The sequence below is a fragment of the Streptomyces sp. NBC_00576 genome, from assembly GCF_036345175.1.
Taxonomy (GTDB): domain Bacteria; phylum Actinomycetota; class Actinomycetes; order Streptomycetales; family Streptomycetaceae; genus Streptomyces.
On record NZ_CP107780.1, the window covers coordinates 1,685,959 to 1,709,938 of the forward strand.

Sequence of the window (23,980 nt, forward strand, 5' to 3'; positions counted from 1 at the left end):
CCCGAAGGAGTCAGAGCGCCTACAGGTGCGATGTCTCGGCGGACGTCCTCACGCGCCATCGGACCGGGGGTCGGGTCGACACTGACGACGAGCGAAGAGCGGGCGTCCGTGCGTGGCCCACCAAGACGACGAAACACCCGCGCCCGACCAGGAGTCGGAGGCGGGTGCCGGTGTGCGCTGCCAGTGAGGCGGAGCCATGATGTGAACGATGTGTCCGAGGGGGGACTTGAACCCCCACGCCCGATAAAGGGCACTAGCACCTCAAGCTAGCGCGTCTGCCATTCCGCCACCCGGACTAGGTGTCTGTCGCCTCGTGGGAGTGTTCCGCGCGGCGACATGGACAACAATACCAAGCTTTCGGGGTGCCTTTCACCTGCATATCCGTGCCTCGGGCAGCGGTCCCGGCCGGGTGACGGGGGCGCCTCCCGGAGGCTCACCGCGAGCGACGCGACCGTTACGACCTGCACAGACGGCTACTTCTCCCGCTCGTGATACATCTTCCGCGTGTGCTCCGTGTGGGCCCGCATGATCTCCGTCGCGCGCTGCTCGTCGCGGTCCGCGATCGCGGCGATCAGGTCGCGGTGCTCGATCCAGGACTGCTGTCCGCGCTGCCGGGCGACCGGCGTGTAGTACCAGCGGACCCGGCGGTCGACCTGTGCCGCCAGCTCGGCGAGGACCGTGTTGCCGGCCAGCTCCATGATCTTCGCGTGGAGCCGGGCGTTCATCGCCACCGCGCCGTCCACGTCGTCGGCGGCGACCGCGCGCTCGCCCTCCACGCACAGCTCCTCCAGCACGGCGATGGACACGGCACTCGCGTTGGCGGCGGCGAGCCGGGCGGCCTCGGCCTCCAACAGCGTGCGGACGGTGAGGAGTTGATCCGCCTCCGCCTCCGTCGGCTCGTGCACGAAGGCACCCTGGGCAGGCCGCAGATCGACCCACCCGTCCGTGTTCAGCCGTTGCAGCGCCTCACGTACGGGCTGCCGGGAGACCCCGAGATGCCCGGCGAGCTCACTCTCGACCAGATGCTGCCCGGGTTGCAGGGCACGGGTGGTGATGAGTTCGAGCAGCGCCTCGTACACCCGGTCGCGCAGCGGGCCGGGGCGTTCGAGCTTGGGTACCGCGCCCTGCGGCAGTCCTGTCGTCGACAACATCACAGCCCCTCCTCCGCAGCGTCGTCGCCACGTATGTGAGAGCCAAGTATGAATTGGCTTTCGCCTACAGTCTACGGCGCACAACCGAGGGGAAACCCAGCTCACGCCGCACGGGTGGCCGTCCGGGCACCGCCCCGAACCCTTGCTGCCATCAACTCCATCCTGTAGACAATATTTCGTCGACAGTTTTCGACAGTTCCGCGGTACACCCTCGACCGAACGGAGCGCCACCCAGTGAAAGTCGCCATCCTCGGCGCCGGAGCCATCGGCGCCTATGTCGGCGCCGCCCTGCACCAAGCAGGCGCCGACGTCCACCTCGTCGCCCGTGGACCGCACCTCGCGGCGATGAGGCAACACGGCGTACGGGTCCTCAGCCCCCGCGGTGATTTCACCGCCCATGCGCACGCCACCGACAACCCCGCCGACATCGGCCCCGTCGACTACGTCTTCCTCGGGCTCAAAGCAAACTCGTACGCGGCGTGCGGGCCGCTCATCGAGCCCCTGCTCCAGGAGTCCACCGCCGTCATCGCCGCCCAGAACGGCATCCCGTGGTGGTACTTCCACCATCACGGCGGACCCCACGACGGCCATCGCATCGAGAGTGTGGACCCTGGCGGCGCGGTCAGTGCGGTACTCGCGCCGGAACGGGCCATCGGCTGCGTGGTGTACGCGGCGACCGAGCTGGAAGGACCGGGGGTCGTCAGGCACTTGGAGGGCACCCGGTTCTCCGTCGGCGAACCGGACCGCTCCGTCTCCCCGCGCTGCCGGGCCTTCAGCGAGGCCATGCGGGCCGGTGGACTCAAATGCCCGGTCGAGCCCGATCTGCGCAACGACATCTGGCTCAAACTCCTCGGCAACATCTCCTTCAACCCCATCAGCGCGCTCGCTCGCGCCACGATGCGCCAGATGTGTCACCACGGCGGCACCCGTCAGGTCATCCACACCATGATGGAAGAGACCCTCGCCGTCGCCGAGGCCCTCAACTGCCGCATCGACATCTCCATCGAACGCCGTCTCGCCGGCGCCGAACGCGTGGGCGACCACCGGACCTCCACCCTCCAGGACCTGGAACGCGGCAAGCCCCTCGAACTCGACGTCCTCCTGACCGCTGTCATCGAACTCGCCGACATCACCGGTGTGGACGTCCCCACCCTTCGGACCGTCCACGCCATCAGCGACCTCCTCGCGCTGGGGACCGCCGCATGATGCCGAAGTAGTCGAGCCGCGGCGCGCGACGGCGGGACCTCCGGCGATGGAGGTCCCGCCTTTGCTGGTATGGATTCTGTATACCATCAATCTGTATACTGTCTATCTGTATGCGTTCAGTATCCCAACTGCCCCAGCGCGGAGGCGACATGGAAGATCTGAATCCCGAGGTGGTGCTGGGAATGGCCGCCCAGGCGCCCGACGGCATAGTGATCATCGACGGCGAAGGGCTGATCCGCTTCTGGAACCGGGGCGCCGAGCGCATCTTCGGCTTCTCGGCGGGCGACGTGGACGGCCGCAGTCTGGACGTGATCATCCCCGAGCGGCACCGGAAGCGTCACTGGGACGGTTTCCAGGAGGCCATGGACCGTGGGACGACCAAGTACGGGGACGCCGATCTGCTGAATGTTCCCGCACTGGCGGCGGACGGCCGCAAGCTGTCCATCGAGTTCAGCGTGGCCCTGTTGCCCGGGCCCGACGGCACCACGTACGTCGGGGCGGTCATCCGGGACGTCACCGCGCGACGCGAGCGGGAGCGCGAGCTGATGCGGCGGCGCGCTGAGGCCGAAGCGAGGGTCTGAGCTTCGCCGGACCACACGGAAGCGGCCGTGGCCTTCGGGCCACGGCCGCTTCCGTCTCCGGGGAGGGGCGGGTCAGACGATGACCCCGCTCTCCTTCAGCCGGCCGATGGTCTCCTCGTCGTAGCCGAGTTCGACCAGCACCTCGGAGCTGTGCTCGCCCAGCAGCGGGGCGCCGGCGATGTCCGGCTTGAAGGAGGAGAACTTCACCGGGCTGCCGACCGTCAGATACGTGCCCCGGCCCTTCTGCTCGACCTCGACGACCGTGCCGCTCTTGCGCAGATCCTCGTCGTAGGCCAGCTCCTTCATGCTCATGACCGGGGCGCAGGGCACCTCCCACTCGCGCAGGATGTTCACCGCCTCGTACTTGGTCTTGTCCGCGAGCCACTTCTCGATCTCCTCGAAGATCTCGAAGATGTGCGACTGCCGGGCGCGCGCGGTGGCGTACTCCGGGTCCTCGGCCCACTCGGGGCGGCCGATCACCTCGGCGGTGCGCTTCCAGTTCTGCTCCTGGACGGTGAAGTAGATGTACGCGTTCGGGTCGGTCTCCCAGCCCTTGCACTTGAGCACCCAGCCGGGCTGGCCGCCGCCGCCCGCGTTGCCGCCGCGCGGTACGACATCGGTGAACTCGCCATTGGGGTACTGCGGGTACTCCTCCAGGTAGCCGACCCGCTCCAGGCGCTGTTGGTCACGCAGCTTGACGCGGCAGAGGTTCAGCACGGCGTCCTGCATGGACACGGAGACCTTCTGGCCCCTGCCGGTCCTGCCCCGGTCGATGATCGCGGTGAGGATGCCGATCGCCAGGTGCATACCGGTGTTGGTGTCGCCGAGGGCACCGCCCGAGATGGTCGGCGGGCCGTCCCAGAAGCCGGTGGTGGAGGCGGCGCCGCCCGCGCACTGGGCGACGTTCTCGTAGACCTTGAGGTCGTTCCAGGACGAGTCGTCGTTGAAGCCCTTGACCGAGCCGAAGATCAGCCGCGGGTTGAGCTCCTGGATGCGCTCCCAGGTCAGGCCCATACGGTCCAGGGCGCCCGGCGCGAAGTTCTCCACCAGCACATCCGCGTCGGTGATGAGCTTCTCCAACACCTCGAGGCCTTCGGCGGTCTTGGTGTTGATGGCGAGGGAGCGCTTGTTGCTGTTGAGCATCGTGAAGTACAGCGCGTCGAGGTCCTCGATGTCCCGCAGTTGCTTGCGGGTGACGTCGCCGCCGTTGGGGCGCTCCACCTTCAGGACGTCGGCGCCGAACCAGGCGAGCAACTGTGTGCAGGCGGGACCGGCCTGGACCCCGGTGAAGTCGATCACCTTGATTCCGGCGAGCGGCTTTTCACTCATGTCAGCTTCCTTTTCGTGAACGTACGCGTACGGAGCGGGAGTTCGAGGCAGGGAGGTACGAGAGGGTCAGGGTCACTTCTTCGCCGGCGTGATGTTGCCGACGGTGATGCCCTTGGGGTTGAGGTGCGAGATGTGGCCGCTCTCGGTGCCGGCCGAGGGGTCGATCACGCAGTCGATGAGGGCCGGGCCGCCCGAGGCGAGCGCCTCGGTGAGGGCGGCGGTGACCTCGGCGGGTGTGGTCGCGCGGTAGCCCTTGCCGCCGAACGCCTCGATCATGAGGTCGTGGCGGGCCGCGCCCATGAGGGTCGTCGGCGAGGGGGCGTCGTCGTACGGGTTGACGTCGTCGCCGCGGTAGACACCGCCGTTGTTCATGATCACGGTGACGACGGGCAGGTTGTAGCGGCAGATCGTCTCGATCTCGATCCCGCTGAACCCGAAGGCGCTGTCGCCCTCGACGGCCACGACCGGTGCGCCGCTCTCGACGGCGGCGGCGATGGCGTACCCCATCCCGATGCCCATGACACCCCAGGTGCCGCTGTCCAGGCGGTGGCGCGGTACGTGCATGTCGATGACGTTGCGCGCGATGTCCAGGGCGTTGGCGCCCTCGTTGACGATGTACGTCTCCGGGCGGGCGCGCACGACGTCGCGTACGGCCTTCAGGGCGCCCATGAACTGCATGGGGTGCGGGTCGGCTTCCAGGCGCTTCGCCATCTTGGCGACGTTCTGCGCCGAGCGGGCGCCCAGTTCCTCCCGCCAGGCCGAAGGGGCCGTGATCTGGCCTGGCTTGGTCCGCTCGGCAAGCGCTTCGAGCACCGACTCGATGTCGCCGACGAGCGGGGCCGCGATGGGCTGGTTGCTGTCGATCTCCCTGGGGTCGATGTCGATCTGGACGAACTTGGCATCGGGGTTCCACCCGGTCTGACCGTGGCCCAGCAGCCAGTTGAGGCGGGCGCCGATCAGCATCACGACGTCGGCCTTCTTCAGCGCCAGCGAACGCGCGGTGGCCGCCGACTGCGGGTGGTCGTCGGGCAGCAGGCCCTTGGCCATGGACATCGGTACGTACGGGATGCCGGTGGACTCGATGAACTCGCGGACCCTGTCGTCGGCCTGGGCGTACGAGGCGCCCTTGCCCAGCACCACCAACGGCCGCTCGGCGCCCGCCAGTAGCTCGATGGCCCGGTCCACTGCCTCCGGCGCGGGCAGTTGGCGCGGGGCGGGATCGACGAGGCGGCTCAGGGTCTTCGCGCCGTCCGCGGCGGGCATGATGGCGCCGAGCACCGCGGCGGGGATGTCGAGGTAGACGCCGCCGGGGCGCCCGGAGATCGCGGTGCGCAGCGCGCGGGCGATGCCCCGGCCGATGTCCTCGACGCGGCTGACCCGGTAGGCGGCCTTGACGAACGGCTGCGCGGCGGCGAGCTGGTCCATCTCCTCGTAGTCGCCCTGCTTGAGGTCGACGAGGTGGCGCTCGCTGGAGCCGGAGATCTGGACCATCGGGAAGCAGTTGGTGGTCGCGTTCGCCAGCGCGACCAGGCCGTTGAGGAAGCCGGGCGCCGACACGGTCAGTGCCACGCCGGGCTTCTTGTTGAGGTAGCCGGCCGCCGCCGCCGCGTGTCCGGCGTTGCTCTCGTGCCGGAAGCCTATGTAGCGGATGCCCTGTGCCTGGGCGAGGCGGGCCAGGTCGGTGATCGGGATGCCGACCACGCCGTAGATGGTGTCGACGTCGTTCATCTTCAGCGCGTCGACGACCAGGTGGTACCCGTCGGTGAGCTCGGTCGGAACGTCGGCTGCTGCCGCGGTCTCCAGGGGCGAGGGGGCGGTCATGGTCCGAGGTCCTCCTTGGGCAGGTTCTGCCGGAGCGGCTACTTCTCTCACCATCCGCAGCGCGTCCGCCCGCGTCCAAGACCCATCGGCGACCAGCCGATAAACAGCGTCTATCGAACGCTGGTGGAGGCCTCGCCAACTCCCTTGATAGACGGCTGCTATCGGCCGTTCACCAGTGCGTATTGGACGCCGACCGCAGGTCACCGCAGGCTCGCAGAGGACTGCTTCATCAGATCTGGCGCGAGGGGGTGGGGTCATGGCCGTTCCGGCCGCGGCATCCGTGCGCGACGCGAACCGGTACCGGCCGCCGGCGGTCACGGGCCTCGTCGATCTCCTCGACCGGCAGGTGCGGGAACGCCCGTACGCCCGGGCTCTCGTCGTCACCGGCGAACGGGTGCACGTGTCCTATCGGGGCCTCGCCGCGCTGGCCGACGACGTGGCGGATCGCCTCGGCCGTACCGGGCTGGGGCGGGGTGACGCGGTCGGTCTGATCTGTGCCAACACCGTCGAGTTCGTCGTGGCGTTGCTGGGTGCGGCGCGGGCGGGCCTGGTGGTCGCTCCGCTGGATCCCGCGCTGCCCGTGTCTCAACTCTCGGCGCGGCTGGGGGCGTTGGGGGCGCGGGCAGTTGTTGTCGGCCCTTCGGTGTCCGGGGGTGCGCTTCCGGTCCCTGTGTGGCCCCTGCGGGTGGACGTCTCCCGGGCGGGTACGGCGACGGTCACGCTCGAGACCGGGGCCGCTCCCGAAGTGCCGGGCGCCGCTGGCGAGTTGTCGGACCGTGACGCCCTCGTCCTGTTCACCGCGGGGACCACCGACCGGGCGAAGATGGTCCCACTGACCCACGCCAACGTGGCCGCATCCGTCCAAGGCGTCTGCGCCACCTATGAGTTGGGCCCAGGGGACGCGACGGTCGCGGTGATGCCGTTCTTCCACGGCCACGGGCTGTTCGCAGCGCTGCTGGCCTCCCTGGCCAGCGGAGGGTGCGTCCTGTTGCCCGCGCGCGGACGGTTCTCTGCGGGTACGTTCTGGGACGACATGCGGGCCGTGACCGCCACCTGGTTCACCGCGGTGCCGGCCATCCACGAGATCCTCCTGGACCGTTCGGAGCGGGAGTATCCGGGCCCGCAGACTCCGCCCCTGAAGTTCGTACGGAGTTGCAGCGCTCCCCTCAACACCGCCACGCAGCGCGCGCTGGAGCGCACGTTCGGCGCGCCGCTGCTGTCCGCGTACGGGATGACCGAGTCCTCGCACCAGGCGACCAGCGAGCCGCTGCCCGAGCGGGGCGCCCTGAAGCAGGGGTCGGTCGGACGGCCGACCGGGGTCGAGGTGCGGGTCGTCGACCGGAGCGGGCGGGCGTGTCCGGTGGGCGTCGAGGGCGAGGTGTGGGTGCATGGTCCGACCGTCGCCCGGGGCTATCTCGCCGACCGTGACGGGTCGGCGTACACCTTCGTCGACGGGTGGCTGCGCACCGGTGACCTGGGCACGCTGGACGAGGACGGGTATCTGTCGCTGACGGGGCGGATCAAGAACCTCATCAACCGGGGCGGGGAGAAGATCTCGCCCGAGCATGTCGAGGACATCCTCGCCGGTTGCCCGGGCGTCGCCGAGGCGGCCGTGTTCGCCGTACCCGACGCGGTGTACGGGCAGCGGGTCGGCGCCGTCGTGGTGGTGCGGGAGGGCGAGAGCGTGGGGACAGCGGAGATCCTGCGGTACTGCCGGGACCGGCTCGCCGCGTTCGAGGTGCCCGACCGGCTCGATGTGGTCGCGGCCCTGCCGTACACCGCGAAGGGGGGACTGGACCGGAAGGCGGTACAGGCCCGGTACGCGCCCTGAGGACAGGGGTCAGCGCACGCGGGGCTCGGCGGTCGGCAGGGGGCGGGCGAAGAAGTCGTCCAGGGACAGGCCCGTCGCGGCGTTGACGAACGCCCGCGCGGCGACCGAGCCGGGGGTGGCCGCGTGGATCGCCACCGAGACCTGGGCGCCGGCCTCCGGGTCGACCAGGGGCAGCGCTCTCGTCCGGCCGACGACCGGCATGGCGCGCAGCCAGGTGTGCGGCACGATGCTGGCCCAACCGCCGCCGCCCACATGGGCGTAGAGGGAGGCAATGGAGTCCGTCTCGACCTGCGGGGTCACCACGAACCCCTTCTCCGCGAACACGGTGTCTACAATCTGCCGGATCCGCATGTCGGGCGTCAGCAGCGCGAGCGGCAGCTGGGCCGCGTCCGCCCAGGTCACGGTGGCGGACTGGGCCACGAGTTGGTCGTCCGAGACCAGCAGCATGTACCGCTCCTGGTAGAGGGGGACGACCTGCAGGCCCTCCTGGTCGCCCGGGTCGAAGTGGGCGATCGCCACGTCCAGTTCGTAGTCGCGCAGCTGGCGGTGGAGTTCCTTGGTCGAGAGGCGGGAGCGGACCTGCACCTTGGCCAGCGGGTGTGCCGCGCAGAACGCGGCCACGGGAAGCGCCAGGGTCGTGGACGCCGTGGGGTCCGTGCCCAGGCGCAGCGTTCCCGTGATGCCGGACTGCACGGCGGCCACCTCGGCCTTGAACGCGTCCTGTTCGGCGAGGATGCGCTTGGCCCACACGACGAGCCGTTCGCCTTCCGGAGTGAGGCCCTGGTAGTTGTGGCCGCGGTTGATCAGGGTGACGTTCAACTCCCGCTCCAGCTTGGCGATCGCCGCCGAGAGCGCCGGCTGCGACACGTAGCAGGACTCCGCCGCCCGGGCGAAATGCCGTTCCCTCGCCACCGCCACGAAGTACTCCAGCTGCCGGAACAGCATGAACGACTCCTCTCTGTCCGGGGCCGCCCCAGCCTAGGTCAGCGCGTCAGCGCAGGAGCTTCACGGCGGCCACCACCAGGGGGTCAAGACCGTCCGCTCCGGCGTCGACGAACTCGTACAGCCTGGTACGCATGCGCGGGTCCCAGAACCTGCCGATGTGCCCCGCGATCTCCTTGGCGGCCCGCTCACCCGGCAGGTGTCCGAGGTTCGCGGCGATGTCGTTCGCCATCCTGCGCTCCGCCGGCACGGTCGCGGCCATCTCAGTCCACCACCATGACCAGGTCGTCCGCCGCCGGTTCGGCTTCGGCGGCCTGGCTGGGGCGGGCGAGGCCGACCTGTACGGCGGTCACCTTGTACTCCGGGCAGTTGGTCGCCCAGTCGGAGTTCTCCGTGGTCACCACGTTGGCGCCGGTCACGGGGTGGTGGAAGGTGGTGTAGACGACCCCGGTCGGCATCCGGTCGGAGATCTCCGCGCGCAGTGTCGTCCGCCCGACGCGGCTGGCGAGGGTGACCATGTCGCCGTCCTTGATGCCGCGGTCCTCGGCGTCGTGGGGGTGCAGTTCGAGGATGTCCTCGGGGTGCCAGGCGACGTTGCCGGTACGGCGGGTCTGCGCGCCGACGTTGTACTGGCTGAGGATACGTCCCGTGGTCAGCACCAGTGGGAAGCGCCGGGTGCTGCGTTCGTTGGTCGGTACGTAGGAGGTGACCACGAACCTGCCCTTGCCGCGCACGAATTCGTCCACGTGCATGATGGGCGTTCCTTCCGGCGCCTCCTCGTTGCAGGGCCACTGGACGCTGCCGAGCTTGTCTAGGAGGTCGAAGGAGACACCGGTGAACGTCGGTGTGACGGAGGCGATTTCATCCATGATCCGGCTCGGGTGGTCGTACGCCATCGGGTAGCCCATGGCGGTGGCGATCTCGCTGACGATCTGCCACTCGTGCTTGCCGGTCTTCGGCTTCATCACCGCGCGGACCCGGTTGATCCGGCGTTCGGCGTTGGTGAACGTGCCGTCCTTCTCCAGGAACGACGCCCCGGGCAGGAAGACGTGCGCGAACTTGGCCGTCTCGTTGAGGAACAGGTCCTGTACGACGACCAGTTCCATCGCTTCGAGCGCGGCGGTGACGTGCTTGAGGTTGGGGTCCGACTGGGCGATGTCCTCGCCGTGGACGAACAGGCCGCGGAAGGTGCCGTCGATCGCCGCGTCGAACATGTTCGGGATACGAAGTCCCGGTTCGGCGAGGAGAGTTCCGCCCCAGAGGTTCTCGAAGACGGTGCGTACCGCGTCGTCGGAGACGTGCCGGTAGCCGGGGAGTTCGTGCGGGAACGAGCCCATGTCGCAGGAGCCCTGCACGTTGTTCTGGCCGCGCAGCGGGTTCACGCCGACGCCGTCCCGGCCGATGTTGCCGCACGCCATCGCGAGGTTGGCCATTCCCATGACCATGGTCGAGCCCTGGCTGTGCTCGGTGACGCCGAGGCCGTAGTAGATGGCTCCGTTGGGGGCGGTCGCGTACAGCCGTGCTGCGGCGCGCAGTTCGGCGGCCGGTACGCCGGTGATCGGTTCGACCGCCTCCGGGCTGTTCTCGGAGCGGGCGACGAACTCCGCCCACTCGTCGAAGTCCTCGCACCTGGCGTCCACGAAGGGCCGGTCGAACAGGCCCTCGGTGACCACCACATGGGCCATGGCGTTCACGACGGCGACGTTGGTGCTCGGCCTGAGCTGGAGGTGGTGCTCGGCCTCGATGTGTGGCGAGCGTACGAGGTCGATGCGGCGCGGGTCGACCACGATGAGCTTGGCGCCCTCGCGCAGCCGACGCTTCATCCGGGAGGCGAACACCGGGTGCCCGTCGGTGGGGTTGGCGCCGATCACCATGATCACGTCGGCCTCGGCCACGGAACGGAAGTCCTGGGTGCCGGCCGACTCGCCGAAGGTCTGCTTGAGCCCGTATCCCGTCGGGGAGTGGCAGACACGGGCGCAGGTGTCGACGTTGTTGTTGCCGAAGGCCGCGCGCACCATCTTCTGTACGACGTACACCTCTTCGTTGGTGCACCGCGAGGAGGTGATGGCGCCGACCGAGCTCGTTCCGTACCGGTCCTGGAGCTCGCGCATGCGGCGGGCGACGGTGCCGATCGCCTCGTCCCACTCGACCTCGCGCCACGGGTCGGTGATCCGGTCCCGCACCATGGGCTTGAGTTGGCGGTCGGGATGGGTGGCGTAGCCGAAGGCGAAGCGGCCCTTCACGCATGAGTGGCCCTCGTTCGCGCCACCGTCCTTGTACGGCACCATGCGCACCAGTTCGTCGCCGCGCAGCTCGGCCTTGAAGGAGCAGCCGACACCGCAGTAGGCGCAGGTGGTCACAACCGACCTGGTGGGCATGCCGAGTTCGACGACCGAACGCTCCTGGAGGGTCGACGTCGGGCAGGCCTGGACGCAGGCTCCGCAGGAGACGCACTCGGAGTCCATGAACGTCTCGCCGGCGCCCGCCGAGACCTTGGAGTCGAAGCCGCGCCCCTCGATGGTCAGCGCGAACGTGCCCTGCACCTCGCCACAGGCCCGTACGCAGCGGGAACAGGCGATGCACTTGGACGGATCGAAGTCGAAGTAGGGGTTGGAGGTGTCCTTCTCGGCGTCGAGGTGGTTCTCCCCCTCGTAGCCGTAGCGGACCTGCCTCAGCCCCACCACGCCTGCCATGTCCTGGAGTTCGCAGTCCCCGTTGGCCGGGCAGGTGAGGCAGTCGAGGGGGTGGTCGGAGATGTAGAGCTCCATGACGCCCTGGCGGAGTTTTTCCACCTTCGGTGTCTGGGTGCTCACCTTCATGCCGTCGGCGCACGGTGTGGTGCAGGACGCCGGGGTACCGCGCCGGCCGTCGATCTCGACCACGCACAGCCGGCAGGAGCCGAAGGCCTCCAGGCTGTCGGTGGCGCACAGTTTGGGGATGTCGACGCCGGCCTGTGCGGCGGCGCGCATCACCGAGGTCCCCTCGGGGACGGTCACCGGCAGACCGTCCACCTCGACCGACACCGTTGCCGGGCCGGGCCGTTCCGGGGTTCCGAAGTCGGGTTCCTTGAGGAGTGTCATGCCGTTCCCTCCGTCCTCACGCCGCTGGCTTGTACGGGTTGGATCGCCTGGACCGGTTGGATCGGTTGGATGTCCAGGAGTCGACGGCCGCCGAGGAAGTCGTCGGGGAAGTGCGTCAGGGCGCTGCGTACGGGCATCGGGGTCAACCCGCCCATCGCGCACAGCGAGCCGTCGGTCATCAGGTCGCAGAGGTCTTCGAGCAGGGCCAGGTTCTCGTCGGGGTGGGTGCCGGCGACGATCTTGTCGATCACCTCGACGCCGCGCACCGATCCGACCCGGCACGGGGTGCACTTGCCGCAGGACTCCTCGGCGCAGAACTCCATCGCGAAGCGGGCCTGCGCCGCCATGTCGACGCTGTCGTCGAAGACGACGATCCCGCCGTGCCCGAGCATCGCGCCGGCCTCGGCGAACGCCTCGTAGTCCATCGGCAGGTCGAACATGGACGTCGGTAGATAGGCGCCGAGCGGGCCGCCGACCTGTGCCGTGCGCAGCGGGCGTCCGGTACGGGTGCCGCCGCCGTAGTCCTCGATGAGTTCGCGCAGGGTGACGCCGAAGGCGGTCTCCACGATGCCGCCGCGCGCTATGTTGCCGCCGAGCTGGAAGACCTGGGTGCCGCGCGAGCGGCCGACGCCGAGGTCCTGGTAGGCCTTCGCGCCGTTCGCGAGGACCATGGGAACGGTGGTCAGGGTGAGGACGTTGTTCACCACGGTCGGCTTGCCGAACAGGCCCTCGATCGCCGGGATCGGCGGTTTCGCGCGCACCGTGCCCCGCTTGCCCTCCAGGCTCTCCAGCATGGAGGTCTCCTCGCCGCAGATGTACGCGCCGGCGCCGACGCGGACATGCAGGTCGAAGTCGAGTGCGGAACCGAGGATGTTGTGGCCCAGCCAGCCGTGCTCGCGGGCGATCGCTATGGCCTCGCGCATCGTGGCGATCGCGCCGGGGTATTCGGAGCGGATGTAGAGGTAGCCCTCGCAGGCGCCGACCGCGTGCGCGGCGATGGTCATGCCCTCGATGAGCAGGAACGGGTCGCCCTCCATGACCATGCGGTCGGCGAAGGTCCCGCTGTCGCCCTCGTCGGCGTTGCAGCAGACGAACTTCAGCTCGTCGGCGCAGTCCAGTACGGTCTTCCATTTGATGCCGGCCGGGAATCCGGCGCCGCCGCGGCCGCGCAGTCCGGATTCGGTGACCTCGGCGACCACGTCGGCGGGCGTCATGTCCAAGGCGGCGCGCAGCCCGGCCAGGCCGCCGTGGTCGACGTAGTCCTGCGTCGACAGGGGGTCGGTCACGCCGACTCTGGCGAAGGTCACGCGCGTCTGGCGGGCCAGCCAAGGGAGTTCGTCCACCAGGCCGAGCCGCAGCGGGTGCTCCGCGCCGTCCAGCATGCCGGCGGCCAGGAGTGCGTCAACGTCCTCGGCGGTCACGGGGCCGTAGCCGACGCGGCCCCGCGGGGTCACGACCTCGACCATCGGCTCCAGCCAGAGCATGCCGCGTGATCCGTTGCGTACGACGTCGATGGCGAAGTCCCCACGCGTGGCGGCCCGTTGCAGGGCGTCGGCGACCTCGTCCGCGCCGACGGACCTGGCCGCCGAGTCGCGCGGAACGTAGACCGTCGCGGCGGTGTGCGAAGAGTTGTTCATGAGGAGACCGCCCCGTCGAGTGTTTCGTTGAGCGTCCCGTTGAGGATCGAGCCCAGTCGGGCCGGGCCCACTCGTCCGTACAGCCTTCCGTTCGCCTCCACCGCCGGACCCAGCGCACAGTTGCCCAGGCAGAAGACCTGCTCGACGGTCACCGAACCGTCCGCCGAGGTCTCCCCCAGGGTCAGTCCGCTCTCGCGCGCGTATCCCACGAGGCGGTCGGCGCCCAGGGCTTGGCAGGCCTCCGCACGGCAGATGCGCACGGTGGTACGGCCCGCGGGCTCGCGGCGGAAGTCGTGGTAGAAGGTCACCACTCCGTGGACGTCCGCCCGGGAGAGGTTGAGCTCGTCGGCGAGCACCGGAATCGCCTCCTGCGGCACATGGCCCAACTCGGCCTGAACCGCGTGCAGTACGGGCAGCAGCGCACCGCGCTGACCTCGATGATCGGCCACCACCCTCCGGACCACACTCTCGACCGACATGTCGCTCCCGCTGGTCGTCATGATCGCTCCGCCTTCCGTCACGCGGGTCCCCGGCGTCCTGGGTGAGGGTTGCAGGAGACTGAGACAATACCCCATACAGGCTTCTGTATACAGACGACAGTCAGAACTCCACCCGTGATCGACTCTCGCGGCCGACCGTCCGCCATGTTGCATACCAAAACCTGTATGCTGAAATCGTCGTCGGCAGCCCTCTCGGCGGCCACCTCTTGGTAAAAGCCGTCGGCCCGGCGGCAGAGCAGAACGGGACAATCATGCGCGAGGCACTCACGGCCGCAGCGTCCCGGCGCGTCACCCGCCCGGCACCTCTGCGCCAGGCCGTGTACGACGCCCTGACCGAACTGATCGTCAGCGGCTCGCTCAAACCCGGCCAGCACCTGGTCGAGGCCGAACTCGCCGAGCACCTCGGAGTCAGCCGCCAGCCGGTCCGCGAGGCCCTGCAGCGCCTCCAGACCGCCGGCTGGGTCGACCTGCGGCCCGCACAGGGCGCCTTCGTCCACTCCCCCACCGAGGAAGAGGCCGCCCAACTCCTCGGCGTCCGCTCGGTACTGGAGACCTACTCGGCCCAGCTCGCCGCCCGCAACGCGACATCCGAGGACGTCGAGCGCCTCTGCGAGCTCCAGACGGAGGGCGTCGACGCGCTCGCCGCCGGCGACGTCGAGCGACTCGTCGCGGCCAACACCGCCCTGCACGCCTACGTCACCGCCTTGGCCGCCAACGACGTACTGGCCGAGATGCTCTCGCAGGTGGGCCAGAAGGTGCGCTGGTACTACACACCCATCGCCAAGCCCCGGGGCAAGGAAGCCTGGAACGAGCACACGCAGCTCATCAAGGCCATCGCCAAGGGCGACGCGGACCGCGCGGGCGAGGTCATGCGCAAGCACACTGAACGCACGACCGACTTCTACCGCAGGCAGATCGCCGCCGGGGCGGGCCAGGACTGACAGTCCGAGAAACATCTGAACGGGCCCTCCGCAGGCTGGAGTTCAGGACGGCGCGAGAGAGTCGGCGGGCGTGAAATGGTGCGCCCCCGTACTGGCTGCGGCCCCCAGTTCGAACAGCCACGGCAGGACCGTGCCCAGCACAAGGTCGCCCCCACCCCCGTCCGGACCGAGCCGGGCGTCCGAGGGCACCAGCACCGGGTCGGCGAACACTGTGGACGTGGCGCTGCCCGGCGGCCCCGCGGCGTCGGGGCGAGCCGGCACGTACAGGTCAGGCGCGTGCGCCGGAACCCCCCAGAGACTGAGTCCGTCCGGCATGCCGAGCGGCCGGGAGGACCAGACGTAACTGTCGGCCTCCCCCGCCGCGACCACCCGGCATTTGCGCGCACGCAGGGCGACCACACCACCGGAGCGGACGGCCGTGCAGTGCGGCATGAGCAGTTGGGCCTCCGTCTCCTGTTCGCCGCCGGTGTCGTCCTCGATGAGGGCGAGGCTGCCGAGGTGGCGTCCGGCGGCGATCTCGCCGCGCACCCAGGGGCTGCCGTACGACTCGATGACGGCGACCGCCGCGTAGTGGGACCGGAGGACGGCCGCCGTTGCCGGGCAGACCCGCGCCGTCCGGGCCACCACGTCGGCGGCTTCCGGCAGGCCCAGTCCGGCGCCGCCGAACTCGGTGGAGACGGTGAGTCCCAGCAGCCCGGTGGCCCCGAAGGCCGTCACTGCGCCACGGGGGAACCTGCCCTCCGCGCCGGTGACTTCGGCGCAGGGCGCGACGGCACGGGCCAGGACTGCTGCGAGAGCGGTGCGGTACGACACGGAGTGACCCCCTCGGAGTTATTGCATACAGTATTCTGTACGCGCTCGATGGGCACCAGAGGTTGGAAGGGGTCAAATTTCCACGACCCTGCCAGCATGGTCCACGAATGGCTATTGCATACTAAACTCAGTATCCCGTAGTCGATGTTCGTCGTTGCTGTTCGCCCGCTTGCCGTCAGCAGTCGAACGAGGGAGAGGGTCCATGCCCGACACACCCACCGTGGCAGCGCGCAGCCCGATCCCCCGGCCCGCCCCGCTGCGCCAGGCCGTCTACGACACCCTGACCGAACTGATCATCAACGGCTCGCTCAAGCCCGGTCAGCACCTGGTCGAAGCCGACCTGGCCGAGCATCTCGGCGTGAGCCGCCAGCCCATCCGCGAAGCCCTCCAGCGGCTGCACACCGCCGGTTGGGTCGACCTGCGGCCCGCACAGGGCGCCTTCGTCCACTCCCCCACGCCCGACGAGTGCGCCCAACTGCTCAGCGTCCGGGCCATCCTGGAGACGCACTCCGCTCGTGGCGCCGCCGAGCACGCCACTGCCGGCGACGTCGCCCGGCTCTGGCAACTCCAGCAGATCGGCCTCACGGCGCTCGCGGCCGGCGACGCCCGGGCCATCGTGGAGGCCAACGCGGCCCTCCACGCCCACATCACGCACCTTTCCCGCAACGCGGTCCTGGCCGAACTCATCCCCCAGGTCGACCGGCGCGTGCGCTGGTACTACATGCCCATCGCCAGGCCCCGGGGCACGGACGCCTGGAGCGAGCACGCACGGATCATCGAGGCCATCGCCGACGGAGACCCGGACCGCGCCGAAGAGCTCATGCGCCGGCACACCGCCAACACCACCGACTTCTACTGCGAGCAGATCGCCGCGCTGACCGACCGCAGCACGTGACGACGGCAACGGAGGTTCACGAGCGCGGGTCGATCTCCCGCAGCAGCCCGGTCGTCACGTCGAAGACGAAGCCCCGGACGTCGTCCGTGTGCGGCAGGAACGGCGAGGTGCGCACCCGCTGCATCGACTGGCGCACGTCCTGGTCGACGTCCCGGAACGCCTCCACGGCCCATGCCGGGCGCTGTCCGACCTCCAGCTCCAGTTCGTGCCGGAAGTCCTCGGTCAGGGTCTGGAGACCGCAGCCTGTGTGGTGGATGAGGACGACACTGCGGGTACCCAGGGCACGTTGACTGATCGTCAGGGAGCGGATCGTGTCGTCGGTGACGACGCCGCCGGCGTTGCGGACGGTGTGGCAGTCGCCGAGTTCCAGACCGAGGGCGGCGTGCAGGTCGATGCGGGCGTCCATACAGGCCACGACGGCCACCTGGAGTACGGGGCGGGCGTCCATTCCCGGGTCGGCGAAACCGGCGGCGTAGGCGCGGTTGGACTCCACGAGCCGGTCGGTGACCGTCTTGATCCCTGTGCCGGGGCCGGGTGCGCTGCGGGCAGGCTGGGCGAAACGGGGTGCGTTTGTCGACATGCTGGGCTGCCTCACTCCGGTCGGATTCGAACGGGAGCCGTCCCGGGCACGGCGGTCTGCGCCACGCCCGGGACGGAGTGGGAGCGGCGTCGGCCGCCGCCGGTCAGATCACGCCCTGTGCCCTGAGGAGGTGGAGTTCTTCGTCTCCGAGGCCGAGTTCGCCGATGAGGATTTCTTCGGTGTGTTCGCCGAGGAGGGGCGGGGTGGTGATGTGGGTGGGGGAGTCGGAGAGTTTGAGGGGATTACCGACCGTGGTGAAGGCACCGCGCTCGGGATGCCCGACGGTGACGATCATGTCGTTCGCGGCGAGAGAGGAGTCCTCGATGATCTCCTTGGTCGACAGGATCGGCCCGCACGGAACGGTGTGCGCGTTCAGCCGTTCCAGGACCTCCCACTTGGGCAGCGTGAGGGTCCATTCCTCGATCAGCTGGAACATTTTCGCCAGTTTCGGCAGCCGGGCCTCCGGTGTGGCCCATTCTGGGTCGTCGGCGAGTTCGGGCCGCCCGATCAGCGCCGCCAGAGGCTTCCAGCCGGGCGGCTGGACGATGACGTACACATAGTCGTTGGGGCCACCCGGCGCGCACCGCACCGCCCAGCCCGGCTGACCGCCACCCGAGGCGTTGCCCGAACGCGGCACCTCGTCCCCGAAGTCCTCGGTCGGATACTCCGGGAGCGGACCGTGGGCCAGACGCTGCTGATCCCGCAGTTTCACCCGGCACAGGTTGAGCACCGCGTGCTGCATCGCCACGTTCACCCGCTGACCGCGCCCCGTCGACTCCCGCTGGAACAACGCCGCCAGGATCCCCGCCACCGCATGAATACCCGTCCCGGAATCCCCGATCTGCGCACCCGTCGCCATCGGCGGCCCGTCCTCGAAACCGGTGGTCGCCATCGACCCGCCCATCGCCTGCGCCACCACCTCGTACGCCTTGAAACCCGTGTACGGGCCCTCCCCGAACCCCTTGATCGACGCATACACGATCCGCGGATTGATCTCCCTGATCCGCTCCCAGGAGAAACCCATCCGCTCCACCGCACCCGGCCCGAAATTCTCCACCAGCACATCCGAACGCCGGATCAGCTCCGTCAGGATCTCCCGGCCCCGCCCCGTCTTCGTATTCAGCGTGACACTGCGCTTGTTGCAGTTCAGCATCGTGAAATACAGGGAGTCCACCTCCGGCACATCCCGCAACTGCCCCCGCGTGACGTCCCCACCCGGAGCCTCCACCTTCACCACATCCGCACCCAGCCACCCCAGCAACTGCGTCGCCGACGGACCGGACTGCACATGCGTCATGTCCAGAACACGAATCCCCTCAAGAGCCTTCGTCATGATCGCCACCTCACTTGTACGTCGACGTGTATGCGTGCGATGTCACGCGATGTCCGGAGGGCGGCGCCCCCGCACGGGCGCCGCCCGGCCGCCTGTCACGGCATGAGCTGGTACTCCGGGAAGTTGCCGGGCAGCCGCTCTCCCGCCGGTCCCTGGGTCACCGCGCGCACCAGCAGCTCGCCGCCGACGAATGCCCCGCGCCAGGACGCGCCGAACCCGCCGAACAGCTCGTCGCGGTCGCCCCGTGAACGCGGCTTGCCGTGGCCGACCTTGAACGCGCGGATCTGCGGGGCGAGCCGGTCGTAGGTCGCCCGGTCGTCCGTGGACAGGGTGGCCACCAGCGCGCCGTTGGAGGCGTTCATCGCGGCCAGCAGCTCCGCCTCCGTGTCGACCAGGACGATGGTGTCGACCGGCCCGAACGGCTCCGCGTGATGCAGCGGCGAGGACGGCGGCGGGCCCAGGAGGGTGACCGGCTGGACGTACGCCGAGGTGTCCTGGCCGGGCAGGAAGCGGGCGTCGGCCTCACTGGCGCGGTGCAGGGGGACGGCACCCCGGGCGATGGCCTCGGCGATCTGGTCGTGCAGGCCCTTCGCCTTGGCCGCGTTGATCACGGGCCCGAAGTCCAGTGCCGGGTAGGGGTCGTCGGCCTTCTCGACGGCGAGTGGGTGCCCCACACGCAGGGTGCGCACCGCCGGGAGGTAGGCCGCCAGGAAGTCGTCGAACAGGTGCCGCTGGACGACGAAGCGCGGGTACGCCGTGCAGCGCTGCTTGCCGTAGTCGAAGAGCTTGGGGACGACGGCCTTGAGGGTGTCCCAGTCCGAGTAGTTCCAGATGCCCCAGGTGTTGAGCCCTTCCTGTTCGAGGACGTGGCGCTTGCCGAGGTCGGCGACGGCCGTGGCGACCGCGGCGCCGGTGTCGCGACCGCCGACGAAGGAGACGCAGCCGATCTCGGGCGCCCGCACCAGCGCCTCGGACAGCTCTCCCCCGCTGCCGCTGACGAGGGTGACGGGAATCCCCTCACGGGCGGCGAGCGCGCAGGCCAGGGTCAGACAGGCGACACCGCCGTCGGTCGGGGTCTTGGCGATGACCGCGTTGCCTGCCAGTGCCTGTACCAGTAGTGCGTGAACGAGCACGCTCATCGGGTAGTTCCAGCTGGCGATGTTGGACACCGGCCCGTCCAGCGGCACCCGGTCGGCGACCATCGGCTCGATGCCGTCTACGTACCAGCGCACACCGTCGATGGCCCGGTCGACGTCCGCCTGCGCGAGCCGCCACGGCTTGCCGATCTCCCAGACGAGCAGGAGTGCGAGAAGTTCGCGGTGCTGGGTGAGGGCGTCGAGGGTGGCCGCGACGCGGGCGCGGCGCTCGTCGAGCGGGACGTGCCGCCAGGCCCGGTGCTGGTCGAGGGAGGCACGTACGGCGTGGTGGGCGGCGTCCCGGTCCAGGCGCGGCGGTCCGGCGATCGGGCTGCCGTCGACGGGGCTGGTGGCGGGCAGGGCCCGGCCGTCCGCCTGCCAGGCGGAGTTCCAGAGGTTGAGGACGCGGTCGTCGCGGAACGCCTCCGGGGCGACGGCGAGGCATCGCTGCCAGGCGTCGGTCCAGGACGTACCGGACTTCACCACGAGGTGGGTGGAGTTGAGGGTGGTGGTCATTCGGTGTCTCCGCTCTCGGTGCACAGTCGGGGGCGGGGGGTGTGAAGGGGACAGGAGTGGCGTGGCGCCGGTTGGTCCGGCAGTCACCGCCTGTCAGTCGTGGGTGGCGTCCTGTTCGGCTTCCAGCAGGGCGAGCACGAGGCGGGCCGTCTCGGTCGGGGTGTTTGCGACCTGGACGCCGACCGCCTCCAGTGCTTCCTTCTTCGCCTGAGCCGCGATCGCCGAACCGGACACGATGGCGCCCGCGTGCCCCATGGTTCTGCCCTCGGGCGTGGTGAATCCGGCGACCCGCCCTCGGCACGAGGATGCCGTGTTCTTCGAAGAGTCCGCGGGCTTGATGCTCGTACAGGTCCATGATTCGGCTCCCGTCTTAAAAGTGCTGCACGCCCCCTGGACATCACCCATCGAATGCGGGATAACAATCTTCATACAGTATTCGTCGACTGTATGCAATATGCCAAACAAGGTGACCCAGCTGTTGGGGGGCGGTTCATGACGTAACCAGGCACAGGGGGCGTCCGACGGTGCGCGTCGGCCGGCCCCGGGACCCATGCGCGCACGAAAGGCATTTGGACAGGGGGCGCTGGCCAGATCTTTCGACGCAAGGAGTCTTGACCAAGATGACAACCATCGACTACTCGACGTCCCTCCCGTACCGGGAGGTGACGGACCACAACGGCCGCATGTACCGCATCGGGGAATCCGACGTCGACATCATGGGCCGAAGGCGTAAGTGGATGGTCATCCTGCCGTGGATCGGCATGATGGGCATCAGCTCCGCCGAATACGCGTTCACGTCCGCGGAGGACACCCTCCACGAGGCCCATCTGTGGGACAGCGGGCACATCTTCTGGCTGATGGGCGTCTGGGTGTTCTTCCAGGCGGCCGTGGCCTTCCCCGCCGGTCAGTTGCGGGAGAGCGGCAAACTGCCCGCCCGTACGGCGATGATGATCGGCGCGGTCGGCACCATGCTCGGCTACCTCTCACTGGCGTACGCGCCGAACGTGCTCGTGGCCTACTTCGGCTTCGGCATGTGCAGCGGTATCGGCGCCGGTCTCGTCTACGCGACCTGCGTCAACATGGTCGGCAAGTGGTATCCGGAGCGCAAGGGCGGCAAGACCGGCTTCGTCAACGGCGGGTTCGCCTACGGCTCGGTGCCCTTCGTGTTCCTGTTCACCTCGTACATGGACCTGAGCAACTACCAGACCGTGCTCGCCTGCGTAGGCGTCGGACTGTGCCTGGTCGTGGCATCGGCCGGCTGGTTCTTCAAGGACCCGCCGAAGAACTGGTGGCCCGCGCACGTCGACCCGCTCAAGGCCACGGACGACCCGAAGATCCGCCGGGCCCTGGAGAAGAACCCGCCGGCGGTCAAGCAGTACGTCCCGAGGGAGGCGGCCCGTCAGCCCGTCCTGTGGATGATGTGGTTCTGCCTGCTGTGCACCGCCGGCATCAACATCTTCGGTATCGCCTTCCAGGTGCCGTTCGGCAAGGACATGGGCTTCGCGGGCGGGATCGTGGCCACGGCGATGTCCCTGAAGGCCATCGTCAACGGCACCGGCCGCGGTGTCATCGGCTGGATATCCGACCGCTACGGGCGACGCAACACGCTGATCATCGTGTGTCTGGTGCTGGGCACGGCCCAGTTCGGCGTGCTGGCCTCCGGCCAGATGGGCAGCATGCCGTTCTTCCTGTTCTGCTCCATGGTGTCCGGCTTCGGCGGCGGGGCGATCTTCCCGCTGTTCGCGGCCATGACCGCGGACTACTTCGGTGAGAACAACAACGCCTCCAACTACGGAATGGTCTACAGCTCGAAACTCATCTCCGGCCTCGTCGGCTCCGGAGTCGGCGCGATCGTCGTCGACCACTGGGACTACGAGGGCGCGTTCGTCCTGGCCGGCTGCATCGGCCTGGCCTCCGCGGTACTGGCGGTGTTCCTGAAGGCGCCCGGCAGGCCGGCGGCCGACCGCCGGGTCTCCCCCAACCCCCAACCGCTCGGCGAGGAAATGGCCTGACGCATCGGCAAGGAAACGGCCTGACACGGAGGAATCAGCCTGACATGACGTCAGATCCCATCGCGACGAACAGTTCGACGAGCAAGACGAGCCGTACGAGGGATACGAGCAATACGACGAACAGTTCGTCGACCGAACCCCGAGCCGCACACCGTCCCTACCGAGAAGTGACCGACTCAGGCGGCCGCGTCTACCGCGTGGGCGAGACCGACCGGGACATCCTCGGTCACTCCCGCAAGCTCATGGTGTATCTGCCGTGGATCGCCATGATGGCCATCACCCCTAACTACTTCTGGGAGAACTACAACGCCTCCAACTACGGGCTGGTGTACAGCGGAAAGCTGATCAGCGGCCTGTTCGGCGGCGGCCTCGGCTCCATGGTGGTCGCGGCCTGGGGATACGACGGCGCCTACGCCCTGGCCGGCGCCGTCTCCATGGTGGCGGCGGGGATCGCCCTGCTGCTGCGGCAGCCGGGTCGCACCACGGCTGCCCGGACCGCGGAGCCGCAGCCCGCTGGATGACGGACGCGCGCGTGAGGAGGCCCTCCCGGGATGCGCCGTTCCGGGAGGGCCTCCTCATGTGTACGCCGACTGCGTCAGCACTTCTCGCGCAGCGAGTGGAGATGCGCGCTGGAACGGCGCGCGAAGGTGAAGGACTCGGCCGGGTTGTCGTGCTCGGCCTGCCAGTGGTGGGCCAGACGCTCACCATGCAGCCGGGTGACGCCGGAGATGAACCGCTGGTAGTCGATGTCTCCGTCGCCGACGTCGGTCATGCGGTAGCCGTACTGGTTGCCCGGGTCGCTCACGCCGTCCTTCACATGGAAGAGCGGGTAGCGGTGGGGCTGCTTGAGTACGTAGTCGAGCGGCTCGAACGGCGCCGGTGTGCCGTCGGGGCGCTTGGAGAAGCGGAACTGGCCCGAGTACGCCCAGAAGATGTCCATCTCCAGGTACACGAGCTTGGGGTCGGTCTCGGCGAGCAGTACGTCGTAGAGCCGGACCTTCGGGTTGTCGGTGGCGAAGGAGAACTCCTCGGAGTGGTTGTGCTGGTAGAACTTCATGCCGCGCGCCCTGGCCGCCGCGCCGTAGGTGTTGAACTCCTCCGCCGCCCGCTTCCAGGCGTCGACGGTGGAGCCGTAGCGGAACGGGCCGGAGGCGGTGCCGATGTGCTTGAGACCGAGGGCCTGGGCGTCGTCGAGGACCTTGTCGAGGTTCTGCGCGAAGGTGTACGCGTTCGGGTCGTCGGCGTAGTAGCCGACGTGGCTGCCGATCGGGTTCAGGCCGTGGTCGCGCGCCAGTCGCTTGAGCTGGGCGAGGGTGATGGGGCCCGCGGAACCCTGGGTGTATCCGGCGAACTCGACCTCGTCGTACCCGTACTTCTTCAGCTCGGCGAAGACGGGTGCGAAGCCCAGCGTGGAGACCTTGTCGCGGAGGCTGTACAGCTGGATGCCGAGCCGGCCGGGCGGCAGGACGGGACGGCCCCGGCCCGCGGCGGCGGACGCTGTCTCGGTGGCTGCGCCCGCGGGGGCCGCGGCGGCGCCCAGCAGTGCGGCGGCGGTGGCGCCCGCGGCCACGCCGAGCATTCCTCGTCTGCTGAGGCGGTGGGTGAGTTCGGGGTCCGTGTGGTGGGTGCGGCTCATGCCTGGAACTCCTCTGGATCGGAAGGCGTTGTCAGTGGTG

Annotated in this window: 19 protein-coding genes, 1 tRNA gene and 2 pseudogenes; 7 read left to right on the forward strand and 15 right to left on the reverse strand. The window is 69.1% G+C overall.

From position 1 onward, the window contains the following. Nucleotides 1-211: 211 nt before the first annotated feature. Together OG734_RS07160 and OG734_RS07165 are read right to left on the reverse strand one after the other, a co-directional pair. A tRNA-Leu gene (locus tag OG734_RS07160) sits at nt 212-296 on the reverse strand. Nucleotides 297-473: 177 nt separating this feature from the next. Beyond that, nucleotides 474-1,148, reverse strand: coding sequence for a GntR family transcriptional regulator (locus OG734_RS07165; protein ID WP_443065070.1), 675 nt, complete (start codon nt 1,146-1,148; stop codon nt 474-476). A 237-nt stretch (nt 1,149-1,385) separates the two neighbouring features. On the opposite strand from OG734_RS07165, the gene OG734_RS07170 reads away from it, so the two are divergent. After that, nucleotides 1,386-2,357, forward strand: a complete 972-nt coding sequence (locus OG734_RS07170; RefSeq protein ID WP_330286620.1) for a 2-dehydropantoate 2-reductase — start codon at nt 1,386-1,388, stop codon at nt 2,355-2,357. 149 nt (nt 2,358-2,506) lie between these two features. Then, entirely contained in the window at nt 2,507-2,938 is a 432-nt protein-coding gene (locus OG734_RS07175) for a PAS domain S-box protein (protein ID WP_330286621.1), read from the forward strand. A 72-nt stretch (nt 2,939-3,010) separates the two neighbouring features. Here OG734_RS07175 and frc (OG734_RS07180) read toward each other — a convergent pair whose 3' ends face one another. Both frc (OG734_RS07180) and oxc read right to left on the reverse strand, forming a co-directional pair. Further along, nucleotides 3,011-4,267 carry a formyl-CoA transferase gene (frc, locus tag OG734_RS07180; protein WP_330286622.1) on the reverse strand — a complete coding sequence of 419 codons (1,257 nt, stop codon included), beginning with the start codon at nt 4,265-4,267 and terminating at the stop codon, nt 3,011-3,013. Between the two features lie 72 nt (nt 4,268-4,339). Further along, nucleotides 4,340-6,088 carry an oxalyl-CoA decarboxylase gene (gene oxc / locus OG734_RS07185; RefSeq protein ID WP_330286623.1) on the reverse strand — a complete coding sequence of 583 codons (1,749 nt, stop codon included), beginning with the start codon at nt 6,086-6,088 and terminating at the stop codon, nt 4,340-4,342. A gap of 256 nt (nt 6,089-6,344) precedes the next feature. On the opposite strand from oxc, the gene OG734_RS07190 reads away from it, so the two are divergent. Then, nucleotides 6,345-7,919: a FadD7 family fatty acid--CoA ligase gene (locus OG734_RS07190; RefSeq protein ID WP_330286624.1), complete on the forward strand. Its 1,575-nt coding sequence runs from the start codon at nt 6,345-6,347 to the stop codon at nt 7,917-7,919. 9 nt (nt 7,920-7,928) lie between these two features. On the opposite strand, the gene OG734_RS07195 is transcribed toward OG734_RS07190, so the two are convergent. From OG734_RS07195 to OG734_RS07215, 5 genes are read right to left on the reverse strand one after another with little or no spacing between them, the layout of a single operon-like run. After that, entirely contained in the window at nt 7,929-8,864 is a 936-nt protein-coding gene (locus OG734_RS07195) for a LysR family transcriptional regulator (protein ID WP_330286625.1), read from the reverse strand. 46 nt (nt 8,865-8,910) lie between these two features. Further along, nucleotides 8,911-9,123 (reverse strand): formate dehydrogenase subunit delta, encoded by a 213-nt coding sequence (locus OG734_RS07200; RefSeq protein ID WP_330286626.1) that lies wholly within the window; start codon nt 9,121-9,123, stop codon nt 8,911-8,913. 1 nt (nt 9,124) lies between these two features. After that, nucleotides 9,125-11,941, reverse strand: coding sequence for a formate dehydrogenase subunit alpha (gene fdhF, locus OG734_RS07205; RefSeq protein ID WP_330286627.1), 2,817 nt, complete (start codon nt 11,939-11,941; stop codon nt 9,125-9,127). Continuing rightward, nucleotides 11,938-13,578: a formate dehydrogenase beta subunit gene (locus OG734_RS07210; protein ID WP_330286628.1), complete on the reverse strand. Its 1,641-nt coding sequence runs from the start codon at nt 13,576-13,578 to the stop codon at nt 11,938-11,940. Before OG734_RS07210 ends, fdhF begins: the two co-directional genes overlap by 4 nt. After that, the gene (locus OG734_RS07215; RefSeq protein WP_330286629.1) at nt 13,575-14,078 is read right to left on the reverse strand and encodes a formate dehydrogenase subunit gamma; all 504 of its coding nucleotides are present in this window, start codon (nt 14,076-14,078) and stop codon (nt 13,575-13,577) included. Before OG734_RS07215 ends, OG734_RS07210 begins: the two co-directional genes overlap by 4 nt. A 251-nt stretch (nt 14,079-14,329) precedes the next feature. Between OG734_RS07215 and OG734_RS07220 the strand changes: the two genes are divergently transcribed. Further along, nucleotides 14,330-15,019 (forward strand): GntR family transcriptional regulator, encoded by a 690-nt coding sequence (locus OG734_RS07220; protein WP_330286630.1) that lies wholly within the window; start codon nt 14,330-14,332, stop codon nt 15,017-15,019. 42 nt (nt 15,020-15,061) lie between these two features. Here the strand turns inward: OG734_RS07220 and OG734_RS07225 are convergent, their stop codons facing one another. Beyond that, nucleotides 15,062-15,832, reverse strand: coding sequence for an acyl-CoA dehydrogenase family protein (locus OG734_RS07225; RefSeq protein WP_330286631.1), 771 nt, complete (start codon nt 15,830-15,832; stop codon nt 15,062-15,064). 202 nt (nt 15,833-16,034) lie between these two features. Here OG734_RS07225 and OG734_RS07230 point away from each other — a divergent pair, with 202 nt between their 5' ends. Next, on the forward strand, nt 16,035-16,727 hold the full coding sequence (locus OG734_RS07230) for a GntR family transcriptional regulator (RefSeq protein WP_330286632.1): 693 nt from the start codon (nt 16,035-16,037) through the stop codon (nt 16,725-16,727). 16 nt (nt 16,728-16,743) lie between these two features. Here OG734_RS07230 and OG734_RS07235 read toward each other — a convergent pair whose 3' ends face one another. From OG734_RS07235 to OG734_RS07250, 4 genes and pseudogenes are all read right to left on the reverse strand, one after another. After that, a complete protein-coding gene (locus tag OG734_RS07235; RefSeq protein WP_330286633.1) occupies nt 16,744-17,307 on the reverse strand; it encodes a beta-class carbonic anhydrase in 564 nt (187 codons plus the stop codon). A 103-nt stretch (nt 17,308-17,410) separates the two neighbouring features. After that, on the reverse strand, nt 17,411-18,640 hold the full coding sequence (gene frc, locus OG734_RS07240) for a formyl-CoA transferase (protein ID WP_330286634.1): 1,230 nt from the start codon (nt 18,638-18,640) through the stop codon (nt 17,411-17,413). A 95-nt stretch (nt 18,641-18,735) separates the two neighbouring features. Further along, a complete protein-coding gene (locus OG734_RS07245) occupies nt 18,736-20,292 on the reverse strand; it encodes an aldehyde dehydrogenase family protein (protein ID WP_330286635.1) in 1,557 nt (518 codons plus the stop codon). Between the two features lie 93 nt (nt 20,293-20,385). After that, nucleotides 20,386-20,586 (reverse strand): annotated as a pseudogene (locus tag OG734_RS07250) (succinate--CoA ligase subunit alpha); the annotation flags it as partial. A 326-nt stretch (nt 20,587-20,912) separates the two neighbouring features. Between OG734_RS07250 and OG734_RS07255 the strand changes: the two are divergent. Together OG734_RS07255 and OG734_RS07260 are read left to right on the forward strand one after the other, a co-directional pair. Beyond that, entirely contained in the window at nt 20,913-22,304 is a 1,392-nt protein-coding gene (locus OG734_RS07255) for an OFA family MFS transporter (protein ID WP_330293592.1), read from the forward strand. A 272-nt stretch (nt 22,305-22,576) separates the two neighbouring features. Then, nucleotides 22,577-22,825, forward strand: a pseudogene (locus OG734_RS07260) (MFS transporter); the annotation flags it as partial. Between the two features lie 74 nt (nt 22,826-22,899). Here OG734_RS07260 and OG734_RS07265 read toward each other — a convergent pair. Beyond that, nucleotides 22,900-23,940 carry a sugar phosphate isomerase/epimerase family protein gene (locus OG734_RS07265; RefSeq protein WP_330286636.1) on the reverse strand — a complete coding sequence of 347 codons (1,041 nt, stop codon included), beginning with the start codon at nt 23,938-23,940 and terminating at the stop codon, nt 22,900-22,902. Nucleotides 23,941-23,980: the final 40 nt, after the last annotated feature.

What these genes read in the sequence shown, in the direction of transcription:
- OG734_RS07255 (WP_330293592.1), top strand. Translation starts at nt 20,913, where the DNA reads ATGACAACCATCGACTACTCGACGTCCCTCCCGTACCGGGAGGTGACG.
- oxc (WP_330286623.1), bottom strand. Translation starts at nt 6,088, where the DNA reads ATGACCGCCCCCTCGCCCCTGGAGACCGCGGCAGCAGCCGACGTTCCG.
- OG734_RS07175 (WP_330286621.1), top strand. Translation starts at nt 2,507, where the DNA reads ATGGAAGATCTGAATCCCGAGGTGGTGCTGGGAATGGCCGCCCAGGCG.
- OG734_RS07210 (WP_330286628.1), bottom strand. Translation starts at nt 13,578, where the DNA reads ATGAACAACTCTTCGCACACCGCCGCGACGGTCTACGTTCCGCGCGAC.
- OG734_RS07265 (WP_330286636.1), bottom strand. Translation starts at nt 23,940, where the DNA reads ATGAGCCGCACCCACCACACGGACCCCGAACTCACCCACCGCCTCAGC.
- OG734_RS07190 (WP_330286624.1), top strand. Translation starts at nt 6,345, where the DNA reads ATGGCCGTTCCGGCCGCGGCATCCGTGCGCGACGCGAACCGGTACCGG.
- frc (WP_330286634.1), bottom strand. Translation starts at nt 18,640, where the DNA reads ATGACGAAGGCTCTTGAGGGGATTCGTGTTCTGGACATGACGCATGTG.
- OG734_RS07235 (WP_330286633.1), bottom strand. Translation starts at nt 17,307, where the DNA reads ATGTCGACAAACGCACCCCGTTTCGCCCAGCCTGCCCGCAGCGCACCC.
- fdhF (WP_330286627.1), bottom strand. Translation starts at nt 11,941, where the DNA reads ATGACACTCCTCAAGGAACCCGACTTCGGAACCCCGGAACGGCCCGGC.
- OG734_RS07195 (WP_330286625.1), bottom strand. Translation starts at nt 8,864, where the DNA reads ATGCTGTTCCGGCAGCTGGAGTACTTCGTGGCGGTGGCGAGGGAACGG.
- OG734_RS07215 (WP_330286629.1), bottom strand. Translation starts at nt 14,078, where the DNA reads ATGACGACCAGCGGGAGCGACATGTCGGTCGAGAGTGTGGTCCGGAGG.
- OG734_RS07220 (WP_330286630.1), top strand. Translation starts at nt 14,330, where the DNA reads ATGCGCGAGGCACTCACGGCCGCAGCGTCCCGGCGCGTCACCCGCCCG.
- frc (WP_330286622.1), bottom strand. Translation starts at nt 4,267, where the DNA reads ATGAGTGAAAAGCCGCTCGCCGGAATCAAGGTGATCGACTTCACCGGG.
- OG734_RS07200 (WP_330286626.1), bottom strand. Translation starts at nt 9,123, where the DNA reads ATGGCCGCGACCGTGCCGGCGGAGCGCAGGATGGCGAACGACATCGCC.
- OG734_RS07245 (WP_330286635.1), bottom strand. Translation starts at nt 20,292, where the DNA reads ATGACCACCACCCTCAACTCCACCCACCTCGTGGTGAAGTCCGGTACG.
- OG734_RS07230 (WP_330286632.1), top strand. Translation starts at nt 16,035, where the DNA reads ATGCCCGACACACCCACCGTGGCAGCGCGCAGCCCGATCCCCCGGCCC.